At 76.4% G+C, this 18,353-nt stretch carries 15 protein-coding genes and 1 tRNA gene; 9 read left to right on the top strand and 7 right to left on the bottom strand.

Annotated features, from left to right (window positions below):
• Positions 1 to 36 precede the first annotated feature (36 nt).
• The 3 genes from OZ948_02690 to OZ948_02680 are packed head-to-tail and all read left to right on the top strand — an operon-like array spanning position 37 to position 3,000.
• Positions 37 to 1,116 (top strand): hypothetical protein, encoded by a 1,080-nt coding sequence (locus OZ948_02690; GenBank protein MEB2343629.1) that lies wholly within the window; start codon positions 37 to 39, stop codon positions 1,114 to 1,116.
• A 3-nt stretch (positions 1,117 to 1,119) separates the two neighbouring features.
• Complete coding sequence (locus OZ948_02685) at positions 1,120 to 2,193, top strand: ADP-ribosylation factor-like protein (GenBank protein ID MEB2343628.1); 1,074 nt, start codon at positions 1,120 to 1,122, stop codon at positions 2,191 to 2,193.
• Positions 2,194 to 2,226: 33 nt separating this feature from the next.
• A complete protein-coding gene (locus OZ948_02680) occupies positions 2,227 to 3,000 on the top strand; it encodes a hypothetical protein (protein ID MEB2343627.1) in 774 nt (257 codons plus the stop codon).
• Between the two features lie 10 nt (positions 3,001 to 3,010).
• Here the strand turns inward: OZ948_02680 and ald are convergent, their stop codons facing one another.
• The 5 genes from ald to OZ948_02655 are packed head-to-tail and all read right to left on the bottom strand — an operon-like array spanning position 3,011 to position 7,271.
• The gene (gene ald, locus OZ948_02675) at positions 3,011 to 4,126 is read right to left on the bottom strand and encodes an alanine dehydrogenase (GenBank protein ID MEB2343626.1); all 1,116 of its coding nucleotides are present in this window, start codon (positions 4,124 to 4,126) and stop codon (positions 3,011 to 3,013) included.
• 13 nt (positions 4,127 to 4,139) lie between these two features.
• Positions 4,140 to 5,396: a sulfate adenylyltransferase gene (locus OZ948_02670; GenBank protein MEB2343625.1), complete on the bottom strand. Its 1,257-nt coding sequence runs from the start codon at positions 5,394 to 5,396 to the stop codon at positions 4,140 to 4,142.
• 35 nt (positions 5,397 to 5,431) lie between these two features.
• A complete protein-coding gene (locus OZ948_02665) occupies positions 5,432 to 6,445 on the bottom strand; it encodes a hypothetical protein (protein MEB2343624.1) in 1,014 nt (337 codons plus the stop codon).
• Positions 6,442 to 6,978, bottom strand: coding sequence for a Mov34/MPN/PAD-1 family protein (locus OZ948_02660; GenBank protein ID MEB2343623.1), 537 nt, complete (start codon positions 6,976 to 6,978; stop codon positions 6,442 to 6,444). The genes OZ948_02665 and OZ948_02660 overlap by 4 nt, the downstream gene beginning before the upstream one ends.
• Positions 6,975 to 7,271 (bottom strand): MoaD/ThiS family protein, encoded by a 297-nt coding sequence (locus tag OZ948_02655; protein ID MEB2343622.1) that lies wholly within the window; start codon positions 7,269 to 7,271, stop codon positions 6,975 to 6,977. Before OZ948_02655 ends, OZ948_02660 begins: the two co-directional genes overlap by 4 nt.
• Before the next feature lie 111 nt (positions 7,272 to 7,382).
• On the opposite strand from OZ948_02655, the gene OZ948_02650 reads away from it, so the two are divergent.
• Positions 7,383 to 7,667, top strand: a complete 285-nt coding sequence (locus tag OZ948_02650; protein ID MEB2343621.1) for a hypothetical protein — start codon at positions 7,383 to 7,385, stop codon at positions 7,665 to 7,667.
• Here OZ948_02650 and OZ948_02645 read toward each other — a convergent pair.
• The gene (locus tag OZ948_02645) at positions 7,655 to 8,101 is read right to left on the bottom strand and encodes an Rrf2 family transcriptional regulator (GenBank protein ID MEB2343620.1); all 447 of its coding nucleotides are present in this window, start codon (positions 8,099 to 8,101) and stop codon (positions 7,655 to 7,657) included. The two genes, OZ948_02650 and OZ948_02645, sit on opposite strands and share 13 nt — an antisense overlap.
• Positions 8,102 to 8,242: 141 nt before the next feature.
• Between OZ948_02645 and OZ948_02640 the strand changes: the two genes are divergently transcribed.
• The 4 genes from OZ948_02640 to OZ948_02625 all read left to right on the top strand — a co-directional run bounded on the left by OZ948_02640 (position 8,243) and on the right by OZ948_02625 (position 15,967).
• Complete coding sequence (locus OZ948_02640; protein ID MEB2343619.1) at positions 8,243 to 11,374, top strand: DEAD/DEAH box helicase; 3,132 nt, start codon at positions 8,243 to 8,245, stop codon at positions 11,372 to 11,374.
• 137 nt (positions 11,375 to 11,511) lie between these two features.
• A complete protein-coding gene (locus OZ948_02635) occupies positions 11,512 to 13,650 on the top strand; it encodes an ABC-F family ATP-binding cassette domain-containing protein (protein MEB2343618.1) in 2,139 nt (712 codons plus the stop codon).
• Positions 13,651 to 13,664: 14 nt separating this feature from the next.
• Positions 13,665 to 14,795: a glycosyltransferase gene (locus OZ948_02630; protein MEB2343617.1), complete on the top strand. Its 1,131-nt coding sequence runs from the start codon at positions 13,665 to 13,667 to the stop codon at positions 14,793 to 14,795.
• Complete coding sequence (locus tag OZ948_02625) at positions 14,792 to 15,967, top strand: DegT/DnrJ/EryC1/StrS family aminotransferase (GenBank protein MEB2343616.1); 1,176 nt, start codon at positions 14,792 to 14,794, stop codon at positions 15,965 to 15,967. The genes OZ948_02630 and OZ948_02625 overlap by 4 nt, the downstream gene beginning before the upstream one ends.
• Before the next feature lie 6 nt (positions 15,968 to 15,973).
• Here the strand turns inward: OZ948_02625 and OZ948_02620 are convergent, their stop codons facing one another.
• A complete protein-coding gene (locus OZ948_02620; protein ID MEB2343615.1) occupies positions 15,974 to 18,142 on the bottom strand; it encodes a VacB/RNase II family 3'-5' exoribonuclease in 2,169 nt (722 codons plus the stop codon).
• A 90-nt stretch (positions 18,143 to 18,232) separates the two neighbouring features.
• Between OZ948_02620 and OZ948_02615 the strand changes: the two genes are divergently transcribed.
• A tRNA-Leu gene (locus OZ948_02615) sits at positions 18,233 to 18,319 on the top strand.
• Positions 18,320 to 18,353 lie beyond the last annotated feature (34 nt).

The following is an 18,353-nucleotide window of genomic DNA, read 5'->3' as shown; positions in this document are numbered from 1 at the left end:
CCGGGAGGGAGCGGCGGCCGCCAGGGAGGGACGCCGGTGTCGAGCAGGATCCGGCTCACGCTCTCGCCCGAGGCCGAGCGCTACGTCCGCCGCGACGCCCCGGTGGAGGTGCGCGCGCTCGCCGCCGCGGGCGCCCTGCCCCTCCCGCCCGTCGAGCTCCTGACCGTGCTCTTCGTCCTCTGCCACGACCCGGAGGCGCGGGTCAAGGAGCGCGCCCGGGGGAGCCTCGAGCGGCTGCCCGAGACGGTGCTCGCGGCCGCGCTGGCAGGGCCGGCGAATCCGGCGGTGCTCTCGTTCTGCGCCCACGCCTTCCGCGACCACCCGGAGCGCCTCGAGCGGATCGCGCTCAATCCCGCCACCGACGACGCGACGATCGCCTTCCTGGCCTCGCTGCCCCACAAGCGCGTCGTCGAGATCGTGTCGAACAACCAGGAGCGGATGCTGCGCTGCGCCGAGATCGTCGAGGCGCTCGGGCAGAACCCCTTCACGGGCCGCGCGGTGATCGACCGCATCCTGGGCTTCCTCGGCCTCGAGCGGCCCGCCCACGAGCTGCCCGACGAGGAGCTCGAGGAGACCGCCCTCGAGGCGCCCGGGCCGATCGACGACGAGCAGGCGCGTGCCGTGCTGGCGGCCGTCCTCGGCGAGGACGCCTCCGGCTTCGCCCGTGAGCTGATCGAGGACGGCGTGCGCCTCGACGACGAGAAGAGCAAGAGCCTGCACGCCTTGATCCAGAAGATGTCGGTCTTCGACAAGGTGAAGCTGGCCCGGATCGGCAACGGCGAGGCGCGCGCGCTGCTGGTGCGGGACCGCAACAAGCTCGTGGCTGCGGCCGCGGTGCGCAGCCCGAAGGTGCAGCCCCAGGAGGTGGTCGCCTTCGCCAAGGCGCGCAACGTGAGCGACGAGGTCCTGCGCATCATCGCGTGCAGCCGCGAGTGGACCCGCAGCTACGCGGTGCAGCTCGCGCTGGTGACCAACCCGAAGTGCCCCCAGCAGTGGGCGATGCGCTTCATCGGCCACCTGCAGGAACGCGATCTGCGCGCCATCATGAAGAGCAAGGACGTCCCGGCCGCGATCTCGACCCAGGCGCGGCGGATGCTCCAGAGGAAGGGGAAGTAGCCGATGGCCCAGGCGAGCGGAGCCCAGCCGAGCGGAGCCGGCGAGCGCATCGTGGACGCGCGGATCGTCTACTGGGGCATCGAGGGCGCCGGGACCTCGACGAACCTCCAGGGCATCCACGCGAAGCTGCGCCCCGACCACCGGGGCCGCCTCGAGCACGTGCCGACGCGTCTCGACCCGAGCGTCTCCTACGAGCGCCTGCCGATCGAGCTCGGCGAGATCGCGGGCGCGCGCACGCGGATCCAGATCGTCGCCGTGCCGGGCGGCGCCGAGCACGCGCCGACCCGCAAGGCGCTGCTCGACCGCGTCGACGGGCTGGTCTTCGTGGTGGACGCCCGTCGCGAGCGCATCGACGCCAACGTGGCGGCCCTCGAGGAGCTGCGCAGCGCGCTCGGCGCCTACGGCCGCAGCCTCGAGGACGTGCCGCTCGTGGTCCAGTACAACAAGCAGGACCTCTCGGACGCCTTCGTGCTCGAGGAGCTCCACCGCAAGCTCGACGTGCGCGGGGCCGCCGTCTTCGAGGCGGTCGCGGCCGAGGGCTCCGGCGTGCTCCAGACGCTGACCACGATCTCGAAGCGCGTGGTGCGGACGCTGCGCGACGGCCGCGCGGCTGCGGACGCGCCCGCCCCCACTCCGCCTGGCGCGCGCCCGCCCGTCCCGCCGCTGCCCGCGCGGCCTGCACCGCCTCCGGCGCGCCCCATCCCGGCGGCACCCCGTCGGGCCGAGCTCGAGGAGGCGGCCCTCGCCCTCACCGGGGAGCCCGACGAGCACGACGAGGCGGTGAGCCGGGCGGCCGGCCTGCTCGACGCCTCCTGGCCCGAGGTCGCGGCCGCCTACCCGCTCGAGACCGACGACGGCCTCCCGGCCCCTGCACACATGGAGGGTCACGGCCGCTTCGGGCTCGAGGTGACGGCTCCCCACGGCGCGCCTGCGGGGGACTGGCGGATCGTCGCGGCGGGTGCCGCGGAGCCCCAGGGCGCGCGCGGCCTGGTCGTCCCGGTGGTGCTCGCCGACGCCGAGGGCCGCGAGCTACGGTTGCGCCTCTCGCTCACGCTCGAGCTGCTCGCCGAGGACTGAGCCGGCGCCCGCCCGTGACCCCCCGAGGACCGCATGAGCCGCCGCATCGCCGTGTACGGTGCCACCGACGAGGCGCTGGCGCTGCTGCCGGCGCTCGCACGCCGCGACGACCTCGTGCTCGCGTGGGTCTACGACCCGGCCGCCCGCTCGCTGCGCCGGCGGCTCGCGTGGATCGAGCCGGGCGCCGCGCGGCTCCTCCAGCAGGCGCTCACCGACGACCCCCGCGCGCCGGCACGCGGCGAGGCGCCCGCGCTCGTGATCGACGGCGGGGGCCCGAACGGGGCGCCGGCCGGTGCGCTCACGCCCGCGGCCGCCGCCGCACGGCTCGGGCTCCAGCCCGAGGCCTGGCGCGAGCCGCGCGCCCCCGACGCGGCACCCGGCGTGCGCCCGCACCCACCGCTCGCGAGCCCGCTCGAGCGCGCGATCGCCGCGGGCCGCCGCTTCGCGCTCCTGCGCTGCGACGTCGGAGCGCCCCCGGACGCACCGCCCCCGCCGGCTCCCGAACGGCTCGAGCGGATCCGGCGCCGCGCCGCGGAGTCGCTGCGCGCCGCGCTCGCGCCCGGCGAGCGGCTCGTGACCGCGGGCGACGGCTCGCTCCTCGCGCTGCTCCCGCTCGCGCCGGGGGCCGATGCGAGCGCGCGCCTCGTGGAGCTCGCGCGCCGGGCCGCGGAGCAGGTGGCGCAGGAGCTCGGCGACGCCCCGCAGCGTACCCCGCTGGTCTTCGGCTACGCCCTCCACCCCGACGAGGCCCGGCGCGCCGGCGAGCTCCTCGCGCGCGCCGCGCGCGCGCGCATCCGGATGCTCTGACGCCGCTCCGTCAGGCTCCGAGCAGCTCGGCGACCGGCCGCCACGGGAGGCCGTGGGCCCGGGCGACGCCCTCCTCGACCAGCGTGCCGCGCCACACGTTCGCGCCGAGCGCGAGGGCCGGGTCGGCGCGCAGGGCGGCGTCGACCCCCTGCTCCGCCATCCGCTCGAGGTAGGGCAGCGAGGTGTTGGTGAGCGCGAAGGTGGAGGTGCGCGGCACGGCGGCCGGCATGTTGGCGACCCCGTAGTGGATCACGCCGTGCACGGGGTAGGTCGGGTCGGAGTGGGTGGTCGGGTGGATCGTCTCGACGCAGCCGCCCTGGTCCACCGCCACGTCGACGATCGCCGAGCCCGGCCCCATGGAGGCCACCATCTTCTCGCTGACCAGGCGGGGCGCGCGCTGGCCGCGCAGGTACACCGCCCCGACCAGCAGGTCGCTCTCGGCGACCGAGCGCTCGAGGTTCGTGCGGTTCGAGTAGAGCGTCGAGAGCTCGCCGTGGAAGAGGTCGTAGAGGTAGGTGAGGCGCCGCAGGTCGAGGTCGAGGACGGTCACCTCCGCGCCGAGCGCGTGGGCCACCCGCACGGCGTTGATGCCGACGATCCCGGCGCCGACCACCGTGACGTGCCCGCGCGGGACCCCGGGCACGCCGCCCACCAGCAGGCCCTTCCCGCCGCGGTCCTTCTGGAGCAGCGTGACCCCGACCTGGATCGCGAGCCGGCCGGCCACCTCGCTCATCGGCGCCAGCACCGGGAAGGTGCCGTCGGCGTGCTGGATCGTCTCGTAGGCGATCGCGCGCACATCGGCGGCGAGCAGGCCCTCGGTGAGCGCGCGGTTCGGCGCGAGGTGGAGGTAGGCGAAGAGCGTCTGCCCGGGGCGCAGGCGCGCGGTCTCGGCCGGGTTCGGCTCCTTCACCTTGACGACCAGGTCGGGCTCGCCCCACGCCTCCTCGACGCCGACGAGCGTCGCCCCGGCGCGCGCGTAGTCGTCGTCGCCGAAGCCGCTGCCGGCCCCCGCCGTGCGCTCGACGAGCACCCGGTGGCCGCCCGCGACGAGCTGCCGCGCGCCGTCCGGGGTCAGGCCCACGCGGACCTCGTTGTCCTTCGTCTCTTTCGGGACGCCGATCTCCAGGACGACCCCCTCGTCAGCTCCGGTACGACTCGATCAGGATCTCGGCGATCTCCGGGCGCAGGATGCGCGGGTCGGGCTTCTCGCCCTTCTGGAGCTGCTCGCGCACCTTGGTGCCGCTGATCGCGTAGGGCTTCTCGTCCGGGTGGTTGTCGGTCAGGTCCACACGGCCGAGCGACTCGTAGTAGGCCGCGAAGCCGATCTTGCACGGCCGGATGTGGAGCTCGCCGCGCAGCCGCTCGAAGACCTCCTGGGCGTCGAAGTCGCCCCAGATCGGCGAGCCGTCGTCGAAGGGGGCGTCGGCGTGCTTGCGCCCGATCACGAGGTCCGTGAAGCCGTGGTTCTGGCGGTAGACCGAGTGCATGACCGCCTCGTTCGGGCCGCCGTAGAACATCTTCATGTCGAGGGGGATCACCGCGAAGACCTCGCTCAAGTCGTAGCCGACCGAGTGCCACAAGGCCTCGTCCTTGTCGCCCTGGCCGAGGAGGCGGTCGTCGTGGAGCTTGCGGTAGCAGCGCATGCGCGCCGCAGCGGGCACGTCGTCGCCCTTCAACTCGCCGACCAGCGGCATCAGCACCACGCCGGTGAAGGCGCCCGCGCGCGTGAGGCGCTCGACGCCCGCCACGAGCGCGTACTCGTGCGCGCGGTGCAGCGGGTTGCGGGTCTGGAAGGCCAGCGCGCGCTCCCACTTGCGATCGCGGAGGAAGGCGCGCGTGAGGCGCGGCGAGAAGAGCGGGCCGGCCGCCGGATGCGCGTCCTGCGGGAGCGCCCGCAGGCGCCCGCCGGCGAGCCGGGTGCGCTCGTCGCCCGTGGCCATGCGCCCGCCCGGATGGTCCATGCGCTCGGTGCCGTAGACGCGTGCCACGTACTTCGGCTTGTCCCAGGCGAAGCACTCGATCCCGTCGAGGATCGCCACCACCCGGCCCGTCTCGTCGCGCAGCGCGGCCGAGCCGCCCTTCGCGAGCGCGCGCGCCTCGGCGTCGGTGACGGGGAGGGCCAGCGGGATGCCCCAGGCGTAGCGGCCGCCGCGCGAGAGGACGGCGCCCTCGTCGAGCACGCGGTGCCAGTCGGCCTCGCCCTGGAAACCCTCGAGCGGCGAGAGCGTGCCGTCGGCGATCCGGTGCACCGTCGAGACGTCGGCCTTGAGCACGCGGATCGCGGGCAGCCGCTCGGCCTCGGCGAGGAAGCGGCTGCGCTCCTTGAGCGGCACCACGCGATCCACCGGCGCGTCGAGCCCGCCGTGCACCGGCACCAGATCCGATTCGGTCGTCATCCGTCCTCCTTCACGATTCGATTCACCCCAGCGATTCACCACACCGGCAGGGAGCCGTCGCCGCTGCCGAGCAGCGGCCGGTCGCCGCTCCCGTCGAGCCGGCGTACCCAGAGCCGCTCGCGGCCGCTCTCCTCGGTCGACACGTAGGCCACGAAGCGCCCGTCCGGAGACACCGCGGGGAAGGTCTCCTCGGTGATCCCCGCGCCGAGCGGCGTCCGGCCGTTGCCGTCGGGGCGTACGCGGTACAGGCGCTGGCCCTTCGTGGTGCGGCCGACGTAGACGATCCATGCCCCGTCGGGTGTGAAGACGGGGCTCGCGCCGCTTGCCACCTCGACCGGAGCGCCCGGCGGGTCGATCGCCTGCACGAGGATCGTCGTGCGTCCCTGCTCGGGATCGACGCGCACGAGCGCGATCCGGGGCTCGGCCGGCGAGCAGGCGAGGCCGAAGTGGAACGCCTCCTCGCCGAGCACGCGCGGTGCGCCGCCGCCCGGCGGCCAGACCTTGATCCGCGACCTCGCCTGCGCGAGGGTCGGGCTCGCCACCTCGAGCGCCACCATCCGGTCCCCCGCCGCGAAGCAGCCGGTCGTGTGGTGCGCAGGGCCGGCCGTCGCGATCTCGATGCGCCGCGTCTCGCGGTCCCAGACGAAGAGCTGGCGGCGATCGCGCCAGGTTCCCGCCACCAGGAGGCGCTGGCGATCGGGCGACCAGCCCGCCGGCCGCGCCTGGGGCGGGGCGTTCTCGAGCCGCCTGGTCTCCCCGGTGCGGGGGTCGAGCAGGACGAGGTGACCCTTCACGCCGGCGAGGCGCCGCTCGAGGTCGGGCTCGCCGCCGTACATCCCGTCCAGGTTCTCGATCAGCGCCACGCCTTCCTTCCCGGAGCCCGTCTGGCGCTTCTCCCAGTCGTGGAGCGCGTCGAGCCGGCGCAGGGAGTCCTCCTCGGAGCGCTGCAGGAGCGCCACGGGCGAGGCCGGCAGCTCGCTCTTCTCGACGCCGCCGGCGCCGGCGCAGGCGAGCCAGAGCACCGCCGCGAGCCCCGCGATCGCCCTCACCACCGGCCGTGCACCACCAGCCGGCCGCTGAACCCGGCACCGGGGGCCCCGGGCTCCCGGACGAAGAGCGCCTGGTCCACGACCTTCCCGCCGATCACGGACACCACCAGGTGGGACGCCTCGGGGAAGGGGAAGAGCGGCTGATCGGCGAACTCCTGGTCGAGCTCCGAGAACCAGGCGCCGCAGCCGACGTGGGAGTGGTACACGCAGGTGACGCGCTCGCCGCGCGCCTCGGCCTCGTCCTCGGCGCGCAGGTAGTCCTGCTCGTTCATGTAGAAGCCTTCGCGGCCGTCGCGCGGGTAGGCGGCCGGCTCGCGCCGGTGGTGCAGGGTCATGTCGTTGCGGCAGCGCACGACCTGGCGCCACGGCTCGCGCTCGTCGCCGGTGACGAGGCCGCAGCACTCCTCGGGGTCGGCCTCGCGCGCATGGGCGAAGACCTCGTGCAGGACCGCCGCCGGCAGGACGGCGGGCGCACGCTCGGGGTCCACCTCGATGCGCCGCCGGGCGGGCCCGTTGGCGCCGTTCTGCGTCAAGCGCTCCGCCCTCCGGCGATCGCGGGCACGATCGTGACCCGGTCGCCCTCGCGCACCGGCGTGTCGAGCAGCTCCCGGAAGCGCACGTCCTCGTCGTTGACGAAGACGTTGACGTGCCGGCGCAGCGCGCCGCCCTCGTCGAGCAGGCGCTCGCGCAGCCCGGGCGCGTCGCGGCCGAGCGCCTCGAGCACGCTGCGCAGCGAGCCCGCCGCCACCGGCAGCTCGGCGCGGCCGCCGGCCAGGGGCCGCAGCGCGGCGGGGATCCGGACCCGGGCGCTCGTCGTCGCGCTCACGATCGTTCCTCTCGGGCGGGGGAAGCCCGGCATTCTAGGACCCATCGCCCGGAGCCGCCCCCGCCCGGCCTCCGCTGGCGGGGCACCGCGCGGATGCAAGACTCGGGCGCGATGGACGACGGCTGGATCGTGCAGCCCGACGGCCTCGGGATCCGCGGCCGGCGCCACGCGCGCGGCTGGTCGCAACGCGACCTGGTGGAGGCGATCGCAGCCGCCCACGAGCGCGCCACCGGGCTGCGCGAGACGCTGCGGCCGACGCTCCTCGCCGCCGTCGAGGAGCGGGACGCGCGCATCCCCTTCGCGACCCTCTGCCTGATCGCGGGCGGGCTCGACTGCAATCCGGTCGAGCTGCTCGCGGAGCCGGAGCCCGAGCCCGGGGGCAATCAGATCACGTAGCTCAGATCGACGTCGGCGCGCTGCACCGACGCCTGCGGCGCCTCGCGGCACAGGTCGGCGAGGGTGGTGGCCGCCAGCACCTCGGCGAAGCGATCGGCGAGGCGCGGCCACAGGAAGGCGGGCCGGTACGGGACGGGGGCCTGCGCGTCGGGCTCGAGCGCGAGCCAGCGCTCGGCACGGCCCTCGACCGCCTCCACCACGTCGCGAAGGCTGATCTCGGACGCCGGCCGCGCGAGCACGTAGCCGCCGCCCGGGCCTCGCTTGCCGGTCACGAGCTCGGCGCGCCGCAGGCGCTGGAAGATCTGCTCGAGGTAGCGGGCGGGGATCCCCTGCCGCTCGCCGATCGCCTGCACGGGGACCGGCTCGCCCTGCCCGTTGTAGGCGAGGTCGAAGACGCCGCAGATCGCGTACTGCGCCTGGAGGGAGAAGCGCACCGCGCGGAGAGTGCAGGAGCGGGCTCGCGCGCGTCAAGCAAGGAAGGTAGGATCGCGCCCGCCTCCCCTCGTTGCGACCGCCTCACCCCGTCCCGCCAGCACGCCGGCCGCGGACCTCCCCGCGCGGACCGGGAGAGCTCCGTGCGCAGCACCCGACCCGCTCGACCCGGGCGCGGCCCCCGATCCGGGACGGACGGCGCGAGCGCTGGGCTTGTCGAGCAGACCGGGACGGAGGGCGGGAGCGCGGGCCCTCCCGAGCAGGCCGACGGCGATCGCCTCGCGCGCTTCCTGGCCGCTTTCCGCGACGAGGAGGGGCTGCGCGACGGTTTCCGCCACCACGAACGCCAGCCCGCGCAGCCGGCGCGGCCCTGCGAGGCCTGGCCGGCGGGCTACGCCGCCCTCGCCCCCGCCCTCGCCCGGCGCGGCATCGAGGCCCTCTATCGCCACCAGGGGAGCGCACTCGCACGCCTCGACGCGGGCGCCGACGTGGTGCTCGCGACGCCGACCGCGAGCGGCAAGACGCTGGTCTACGAGCTGCCCGTGCTGCGCGCGGCCGCGGCCGGCGAGGATGCGCGCGCCCTCTACCTCTTCCCCCTGAAGGCCCTGGCCCGCGACCAGCGCGACCGCCTCGTGGCGGGCGCCACAGCACTGGGACTCGCCAGCGAGGGCCTCGTCGAGGTCTACGACGGCGACACGCCGGCGGCGCGCCGGCGGCGGATCCGCGAAGCGCCCCCGCGCGTCCTCGTGACGACGCCCGACATGCTGCACGCCGGGATCCTGCCGCGCCATGCGAGCTGGCAGGCCTTCCTCGCCTCCCTGCGCTGGATCGTCGTCGACGAGCTGCACGCCTACCGCGGTGTCTTCGGCGCGCACGTGGCGCAGGTCCTGCGCCGGCTCCTGCGGGTCGCGGCGCACCACGGCGCGCAGCCGCAGATCGTCGCCGCCTCCGCCACGATCGCGAACCCGGGCGAGCTGGCCGCCGCGCTCGCCGGGCGCCGCTTCGACGTGATCGAGGCCGACGGCGCCCCGCGCCCGCCGCGCCACGTCGTGCTCCTGAACCCGGCGGGCTCGCCCTACACCGCCGCGGCGCGGCTCTTCCGCCTCGCCACGAGCCTCGGCCTGCGCACGATCGCCTTCACCAAGGCGCGGCGGGTCACCGAGCTGATCCACCAGTGGGTGGTCGAGGCGGAGCCGGCGCTGCGCGGGCGGATCTCGTCCTACCGCGCCGGCTTCCTGCCCGAGGAGCGGCGCGAGATCGAGCGCGGGCTCTTCACGGGCGAGCTCGTCGGGGTGATCTCGACCTCCGCGCTCGAGCTCGGCATCGACGTGGGTGGCCTCGACGTCTGCCTGCTGGTCGGATACCCGGGCAGCCAGATGGCGACCTGGCAGCGCGCCGGCCGGGTCGGGCGCGCGCAGGCCGGCGCCGTCGTCCTGATCGCCCAGCCCGATGCGCTCGACCAGTACCTGATGGCGCACCCGCACGCGCTCTTCGAGCGCGACGTCGAGCACGCGGTCGTCGATCCGCACAACGCCGACATCGCGGGCGCCCACCTGCCCTGCGCCGCCGACGAGCTGCCGCTGCGCGCCGGCGAGGGCTGGCTCGCCGAGCCGGGCGCCGCCGCGAACCTGCGCGCGCTCGAGGAGGCGGGGCGGCTCCTGCGCAGCGAGGCCGGCGGCGAGTGGTTCGCCGCGCGCCGGCTCCCGCAGCGCGACGTGGACCTGCGCCAGGCCGGCGCCAGCTTCGCGATCGAGCTCGAGGCGGCTGCGGGCGAGCGGCCGCCGGTCATCGGGACCATCGGGGCCGGCCGCGTCTTCGCCGAGTGCCACGAGGGCGCCGTCTACCTGCACCGCGGGCGCCAGTTCCTGGTGCGCGCGCTCGACCTCGAGGCCCAGCGCGTGCGGGTGCGCGCGGTCGACGTGCCCTTCTTCACGCGCGCGCTCGCGGAGAAGGAGACCGAGATCCTCGGGCGCGACGCGGCGCGGCCGGCCGGCTGCTTCCGCCTCGTGCGGGGGCGCGTGCGGGTCACGACCCGCATCACGGGCTTCGAGCGCCGGCGCATCCACGGCCAGGACCTGCTCGGGAGCGAGCCGCTGGCGCTCCCGCCGACCGCGATCGAGACGACCGGGATCTGGCTCGAGATCCCGGACGAGATCCCGGCCGCGCTGCGCGCGCAGGGGCTCCACCCGATGGGCGGGCTCCACGCCGTCGAGCACACCGCGCTCGGTCTCTTCCCGCTCTTCGCGCTCTGCGACCGCCACGACGTCGGCGGCATCACGACGCTCGCCCATCCCCAGGTGGGACGCGCCGCGATCTTCCTCTACGACGGGCACGCGGGCGGCCTCGGTCTCGCGACGAGCCTCTTCGACCGCTTCGAGACCCTGCTCGAGGCCGCCCACGAGCGGATCCGCGACTGCGACTGCGAGACGGGCTGCCCCGCCTGCGTCCATTCGCCGAAGTGCGGGAGCGGCAACCGCCCGATCGACAAGGCGGGGGCCCTGCGTGCCCTGCGCCTGCTGCTCGCGCACGAGCCGCTGCCGAGCCTGCCGCCCGGGCCGGCGCCCGAGCCGCCCGCGCCGGGCGCGGCCGCCCCCGCGCTCGAGGCGCTCCCCGCGCCGGCCCCCCGGCTCCTCTTCTTCGACCTCGAGACCCAGCGCAGCGCGGAGGAGGTGGGCGGCTGGCACAACGCCCACCTCATGCGGGTGGCCCTGGCCGTGACCTGGGACACCGCTGCCGGGCGCTTCGACACCTTCCACGAGCGCGACGTGCCGGCCCTCCTCGCGCGGCTCGCCGAGGCCGAGCTGGTGGTCGGCTTCAACGTGCTCGGCTTCGACTACCGGGTGCTGCGCGGCTACACCGACCGGGAGCTCGAGCGGCATCCCACCTTCGACCTGCTCGACGCGGTGCGCGAGCGGATCGGCTTCCGGCTCCCGCTCGGGCACCTCGCCGAGGTGAACCTCGGGGTCGCGAAGGGCGGCGACGGCCTCCAGTCGCTCCAGTGGTGGCGCGAGGGCCGCGTCGCCGAGATCGAGGCCTACTGCCAGCGTGACGTCGCGCTCCTGCGCGACCTCTTCGAGCGCGCGCTCGCGCAGGGCCACCTGCTCTTCCGCACCCGCACCGGCGAGCGCGTGCGGATCCCGACCCCGTGGCGGCTCCCGGAGCTCCTCGAACGCGCGCGCGTGCGGGCCGCCGGGGCGGAACACGGCCGCAGCGCCGCAACCCGGCGCGATCGCCGGCCCGCGCCGCGAGCACCGCTCGAGGCGGCTCCTCGCTGAAGCGCCGCGGCGGCGGAAGGGCGCGTTGCGGGAACCCGCCTCATGGACCCCGGACCGGGCCAGGTGCGTGCCTTCGCGCCGAAGGCGCATGCCTGGCGGCGGGAGCGGGTTCAGGAGATGGGTCCTAACCTGCCGCCGTGTTGCTGCGCGCCGAATCGCTCGCCCGCACCTTCGGTGACCGGCGTCTGTTCGCGGACGTGACGCTCGAGGTGCACGCGGGCGACCGGCTCGGGATCGTCGGCCCGAACGGTGCCGGCAAGACCACCCTGCTGCGCCTGCTGGCGGGCGAGGAGGAGCCGGACGGGGGCCGCGTCGTGGCGGCGCGCGGCGTCCGGATCGGCCGCCTGCGCCAGGAGGTCGACCCCACGATCGAGCGGCCGGTGCGCGAGGAGGCGGCGCGCGCGCTCGGCCACCTCGACGCGCTCGAGGCCGAGTGGCGCCGGCTCGAGGAGCGGATGGTCGAGCACGGCCGCCGCGGCGAGGACCCGCCTCCCGAGCTCGCCGCCCGCTACGACGCCCTGCGCGCGCGCTTCGCGCTGGCCGAGGGCTTCTCGCGCGAGGCGCGGGTGGCGCGGGTCCTCGCCGGGCTCGGCTTCGACGAGGAGGCCGCCGGGCGGCCGGTGCGCGCCTTCAGCGGCGGCTGGCTCATGCGCGTCGAGCTGGCGAAGCTCCTCCTCTCCGAGCCCGAGGTGCTGCTCCTCGACGAGCCCACCAACCACCTGGACCTCCCCGCCATCGAGTGGCTCGAGGGCTTCCTGGCCGGCTGGCGCGGCGCCGTGGTGTCGGTCTCGCACGACCGCACCTACCTGCGCCGGCACGTGGCGCGGATCGCCGAGCTCGCGGGCGGCACGATGGCCGTCTACGCCGGCAACTGGGACCGCTACCAGGAGGCGAAGGCCGAGCGGCGCGAGCAGGACGAGGCGCGCCGCGAGAACGAGGCGCGCCGGCGCGCCGAGGTGGAGCGCTTCGTCGAGCGCTTCCGCTACAAGGCCAGCAAGGCCCGCCAGGCCCAGAGCCGGATCAAGCTCCTCGAGCGCATGGCGCGCGACGCCACGCCCGAGGCGGCGCGCGAGGGCCCGCGCCTGCGGCTTCGCATCCCGGCCCCGCCGCGCACCGGCGACCCGGTGGTGACGCTGGAAGGCGTCGAGCAGGGCTACGGCGACACGCGGGTCTACCGGGGCCTCGAGTTCCGCGTCCGGCGCGGCGAGCGCGTGGCGCTCGTGGGCCCGAACGGCGCCGGCAAGAGCACGCTCCTGCGGATCGTCGCCGGCGTGGTGCCGATCGACCGCGGGGTGCGCAAGCTCGGCCACGAGGCGCGCGTCGCCTTCTACGCCCAGCACCAGCTCGAGTCGCTCGACCCGGAGCGGAGCGTGCTCGGCGAGCTCGAGCGCGCCGCCCGCCTCCAGGACGCGCCGCGCCTGCGCGGGCACCTCGGCGCCCTGCTCTTCTCGGGCGACGACGTCGAGAAGCCGGTCGCCGTGCTCTCGGGCGGCGAGAAGGCGCGCCTCGCGCTCGCGAAGCTCCTGCTGCGCCCGGCGAGCCTGCTCGTCATGGACGAGCCCACCAACCACCTCGACGTTGCCGCCTGCGAGGTCCTCGAGGAGGCGCTCGCCGGCTCGGAGGGCACCCTCCTCTTCGTCTCCCACGACCGTAGCTTCGTGAACGCCGTCGCCACCCGGGTCGTCGAGGTCCGCCAGGGCCAGCTCCGCGAGTTCTCCGGCAACTACGACGACTACCTCCGCGCCCTCGACCCCACGACCGCCGCGCCCGAGGTGGCGGCCGCTCGAAGCCGCGCGCAGGGTGGGCACCCGGCAAGCGCAGCCGCCGGAGGCGGCGGCGCCGCGCGCAGCGAGCCGAAGGCGAGCGCAGCTCATCAGGAGGCCCCCGAGGCTCGGCACCGCCATCGGAAGGACGCCTTCGAAGGTCGCCCTTCCGATCCCCCCGCGAGCCCCCGGGTAGAGGGCGGCGCCCCCGTATCCCCCCCGCCCTCTCCTGCCGAGGCCCGCCGGCAAGCCAGGGACCGCCGCCGCGCCGAAGAGAAGGCGGCGAGGCACCTGGCCCGCCTCGAGACCCGGATCGGCGCGTGCGAGAAGACCCTCGAGGAGCTGGCCTGGCGCCGCGCCGACCCCGCGGTGCTGCGCGACGGCGAACGCGCGCGCGCCCTCGACGCCGAGCACGGCGCCCTGCGGGCCGAGCTCGACGCCCTCTACGCCGAGTGGGAGACCTGGGCCGCCGCGCTCGAGGACGCCCGGCCCGACGCGGGCGGCCCGCGCTGAGCATGCGCGTCGCCTTGATCCACGACTGGCTGACGGGCCTGCGCGGGGGCGAGCGGGTGCTCGACGAGCTGCTCGCCGTCTGGCCCGAGGCCGACGTCTTCACGCTCGTCCACGTGCCGGGCGCCACCACCGCCCGCATCGACGCGCGCGTGCGCGCGACGAGCCCGCTCCAACACCTCCCCGGCGCCGGCCGCCACTGGCGCAAGCTCCTCCCGCTCCATCCCTGGGCCGCGCGCCGGCTGCGCGCCGAGGGCTACGACCTCGCCGTCTCCGTCCATCACGCGGTCGCGAAGGCCGCGCGCATCGCGCCCGGCACGCCGCACCTCTGCTACTGCCTGACCCCGATGCGCTACGTCTGGGACCAGGCCGACACCTATCTGGGTCGCGGCCCCCGGCGGCTCGTGGCCGCGCCGCTCGTCGCCACGCTGCGCCGCTTCGACCGCGCGAGCGCCGGGCCCGCCCAGGTCGGCCGCTTCGTCGCGATCTCGCGCGCCGTGGCCGGCCGGGTCGAGCGCCGCTACGGGCGACCCGCCGCGGTCGTGCACCCGCCCGTCGACACCGAGCGCTTCCAGCCCGACGGGCGGCCGCCCGAGGACTTCTACCTGCTCGTCTCGGCCTTCGTCCCCTACAAGCGCGACGCCCTGGCCCTCGAGGCCGTGGCGCGCCTCGGCCGCCGCCTCGTCGTGGTCGGCGACGGGCCGGGACGCGCCGCGCTGGCGCGCCGGGCGCCGCGCGGCGTCGAGTTCGCGGGGCGCCTCGGCGACGCCGAGCTCGCGCGGCTCGCGGCGCGCTGCCGCGCGCTCCTCCAGCCCCAGGAGGAGGACTTCGGGATCACGGCGGTCGAGGTGCAGGCGGCCGGGCGCCCGGTCGTCGCCTTCGGGCGCGGCGGCGCCACCGACACCGTGCTGCCCCTGGTCGGCCCGCCCGATGCCGCCGCGCGCGCCACCGGGGTCTGGTTCGAGGAGCCGACCCCCGAGTCGCTGCTGCACGCCTTGCTGCGCTTCGAGGGCGCCGAGGCGTACTTCGACACCAAGGCGATCCGCGCCCACGCCGAGCGCTTCTCCGCCGCGCGCTTCCGCGCCGAGATCGAGCGCGAGGCGGTGGCGCTCGTCGAGGCCGGCGGCGCCGGCGAGGAACGCCGGTGAGCGACCCGCGCGGGCCCGTGCCCTTCCTCGACCTGCGCGCCCAGTACGCGGGGCTGCGCGGCGAGATCCGCGCCGCCCTCGACGACCTCTTCGAGCGCCAGGCCTTCGTGCTCGGCGAGCCGGTCGCGGCGCTCGAGCGCGAGGTGGCGGCCTTCCTCGAGGCGCGCCGCGCGGTCGGCTGCGCCTCGGGCTCGGATGCGCTCCTGCTCGTGCTCCACGCCCTCGGCGTCGGCCCCGGCGACGAGGTGATCTGCCCTTCCTTCACCTTCTTCGCGACCGCCGGCGCGGTGGCGCGGCTCGGCGCGCGCCCCGTCTTCGCCGACATCGACCCGGCCAGCTACTGCCTCGATCCCGCCGCGGCGCGCGCGGCGGCCGCGCGCTGCCGCCGCCTGCGCGCGATCGTGGCCGTCCACCTCTACGGGCGCGCCGCCGACAACGACGCGCTGCTCGCGCTCGCCGCCGAGCACGGCGTCCCGCTCGTCGAGGACGCCGCGCAGGCGATCGGCGCGCGCGACGCGAGCGGCCGGCGGGTCGGTGCGCGCGGCCGGGCCGCCTGCCTGAGCTTCTACCCGACCAAGAACCTGGGCGGTGCCGGCGACGGCGGGATGGTGACGACCGACGACGACGCGCTCGCCGAGCGCCTGGCGCGCCTGCGGGTCCACGGCTCGCCGCGCCGCTACGAGCACGACGAGCTGGGCATGAACTCGCGCCTCGACGCCCTCCAGGCCGCGGTGCTGCGCGTGAAGCTCGGCCGCCTCGAGGCCTGGAACGCGGCGCGCCGCGCGCACGCGCGCGCCTACGACGAAGCCTTCGCGAAGGCCGGCGCCCGGCCCTCGTCGGTGCCGCTGGCGGCCGGCGGGCTGCCGCTGCGCACGCCGGAGCCGCCGGCGCCGCCGGCCGAGAGCGCCTGCCACCTCTACGTGGTGCGCGTCCCGCGCACCCGGCGCGAGGCGCTGCGCGCGCATCTCGGCGCGGCGGGAATCGGCTGCGACGTCTACTACCCGCTCGGGCTGCACCAGCAGCGCTGCTTCGCCGAGGCCGCCCGCGAGGCCCGCCTGCCGCACACGGAGGACGCCGCCGCCGAGGTGCTGGCGCTCCCGCTCTATCCCGAGCTGCGCGACGAGCAGCGCGAGCAGGTCGTCGAGGCGGTGCTCGCGGGCCTCGGCGGCTAGGCGCGCTCAGGCCGGGCGCGCGAGGCGGCGCACCAGCACGAAGTCGATCCAGCCGCGCAGCATCTCGACGCGCGTGAGGGCCACCTCGACGCGGTCGCCGAGCGAGAGGCGCTCGCGCCCGCCGCGCGCCGTCCAGGCGTAGCGCTGCTCGTCGAAGTCCCAGCGCCCGGGCAGGGTCCGGATCGGCACGAGGCCCTCGACGAAGAAGGGGTCGAGCGTCACGTGGAGGCCGTGGCGCGAGGCGCGGGTCACGGTCGCGGCGAAGCGCTCGCCCACGCGCTCGCGCAGGAAGACGCACTTCTTGAGGTCGACGGCGTCGCGCTCGGCCTCCATCGCCGCGCGCTCGCAGAAGGAGAGCGCCGCGCCGGAGCCCGCCAGGCGCTCGCCCCGCGCGGCGATGCGGGCCCGGGCCGCGGGGCCGCCGGCCAGCAGGTCGCGGAGCTGGCGGTGCACGACCAGATCCGCGTAGCGGCGGATCGGCGAGGTGAAGTGGAGGTAGGCCTCGAAGGCCAGCGCGAAGTGGCCGCGGTTCACGTGGTCGTAGCGGGCCTGGCGCAGGGAGCGCAGGGCCACCGAGTTGACGAGGCGCTCCTCGGGCCGGCCGGCCGCGCGCTGCACGGCGCGCTGGATGTCGATCGCCGCGAGCGGGCCTTCGCGGGCGCGCGCGTCGAGCAGGCCGAGCGAGGCGAGCAGCTCGCGCAGCGCTTCGAGCTGCTCGGGGAGCGGCGGCTCGTGGACGCGGAAGAGGGCCGGCACGTCGCGGGCCAGGAGGTGCTCGGCCACCGCGCGGTTCGCGGCCAGCATCGCCTCCTCGATGGCGCGGTTCGCGATCGTGCGCGGCGCCTCGACGATGTCGGTGGGGCGTCCCTCGTCGCCGAGTACGATCTCGGCGGTCGGGAGGTCGAAGTCGATGGCGCCGGCGGCGAAGCGCCGCGCCGTCAGGCGGCGGGCCACCGCGGCCAGCAGGTGGAGCTGCTCCTGCACCTCGCGATCACGGATCGCCGGGGTCTCGCCGCCCTCCATCACGGCCGCGGCGTCGTCGTAGACGAGCCGCGCGCGGCTGCGGATCCGGGCCTCGTGGAAGCGCGCGCGCCGCACCGAGCCGTCGCGGGCCACGTCGAGCGCCACGGCCAGCACCGGCCGGTCGGCGCCCGGCCGCAGCGAGCAGAGCTCCCCCGAGAGCCGTTCGGGCAGCATCGGGATCGCGCGGTCCGGGAAGTAGACGCTGTTGCCGCGCCGGCGCGCCTCCGCGTCGAGCGCCGAGCCCTCGGGTACGAAGCCGGCCACGTCGGCGATCGCCACCCACAGCCGGTCGGCGGCGCCGCCCGGCCCGCGGGCGGGACGCGGCTCGACGAAGACGGCGTCGTCGTGGTCGCGCGCGGAGGCCGGGTCGATCGTGACGAAGGGGTGCTCGCGCAGGTCGAGGCGGCCGGCGCCGCCGGCGGCCTCCGCCGGGTCGAGCGCCTCGGCCTCGGCGAGCGCGGCAGCGGGGAACTCGAGCGGCAGCCGGTGGCGCCAGACGATCGCGCGGAAGTCGGCGTCGGGCGTGCCGAGAGGGCCCAGCACCTCGACGACGCGGCCGTCCGGGGGCGGCGGGGCTTCGCTGCGCCGGCCGCGCCGGAGCCCGGGCCGGCGCGGGCGGCGCTGCCCGCGAGCCGTCTCGACGCGCTCGGCGGCCACCACGTCGCCCGGCCGCGCGCCGCGCCAGGCCGCGCGCGGCAGGTGGAGGGCGGCCCCGCTGCGCGGATCCTCGCGCCAGGGCACGAGCGACCCCTCCCGCAGCAGCACGCCCACGATCTCGCCGCGCGGGCCGCCGATGGCCCGCACGAGCTCCGCGCGGCCCGGCTCGTCGGGGCGCGGCTCGACCAGGACACGGACCCCCGGCGCAAGATCGCCCTCGACGGTCCAGCTCGAGCCGTCGTCGGCCACGACCCGCAGGCGGCCCTCGCGGGCGCGATCGACGACCCCCTCGAGGAGCACGTCGTTGCGAGCGAGCCGGTAGCGCCCTTCGAGCCGCTCGACCTTGCCCTCGCCGACCAGCCGGCGCAGGGTCGAGTGCAGGGCCCGCAGCTCGCCCCGCTCGCCGCCGACGGCACGGAGCAGGGCGCGGGTGGTGAGCAGCGGGCGCTGGCGGCGGTCGAGAGCGCGCAGCACGCGCTCGGGCGGGATGGTCATCGAAGCCGCAGGGTAGCGGCCCCTGCCTGCGGGTTTTCGTTGACGCCCCAGAGCCCCCGCCCTAGCCTCCGCAACCGCTTCCGAACCCATGCCCGGGTGGCGGAATTGGTAGACGCGCCAGCCTCAGGAGCTGGTGGGGGCAACCCCGTGCTGGTTCGAATCCAGTCCCGGGCACCAGCTCGATGAGCTTCGCTCGCCTGCGGCTCGCTGC

Source organism: Deltaproteobacteria bacterium, assembly GCA_035063765.1.
GTDB lineage: Bacteria > Myxococcota_A > UBA9160 > UBA9160 > PR03 > CAADGG01.
Note: the sequence above shows the minus strand (reverse complement) of the source record. Positions and strands in the feature narration are given on the sequence as shown.

What these genes read in the sequence shown, in the direction of transcription:
- OZ948_02685 (MEB2343628.1), top strand. Translation starts at nt 1,120, where the DNA reads ATGGCCCAGGCGAGCGGAGCCCAGCCGAGCGGAGCCGGCGAGCGCATC.
- OZ948_02680 (MEB2343627.1), top strand. Translation starts at nt 2,227, where the DNA reads ATGAGCCGCCGCATCGCCGTGTACGGTGCCACCGACGAGGCGCTGGCG.
- OZ948_02670 (MEB2343625.1), bottom strand. Translation starts at nt 5,396, where the DNA reads ATGACGACCGAATCGGATCTGGTGCCGGTGCACGGCGGGCTCGACGCG.
- OZ948_02650 (MEB2343621.1), top strand. Translation starts at nt 7,383, where the DNA reads ATGGACGACGGCTGGATCGTGCAGCCCGACGGCCTCGGGATCCGCGGC.
- OZ948_02620 (MEB2343615.1), bottom strand. Translation starts at nt 18,142, where the DNA reads ATGACCATCCCGCCCGAGCGCGTGCTGCGCGCTCTCGACCGCCGCCAG.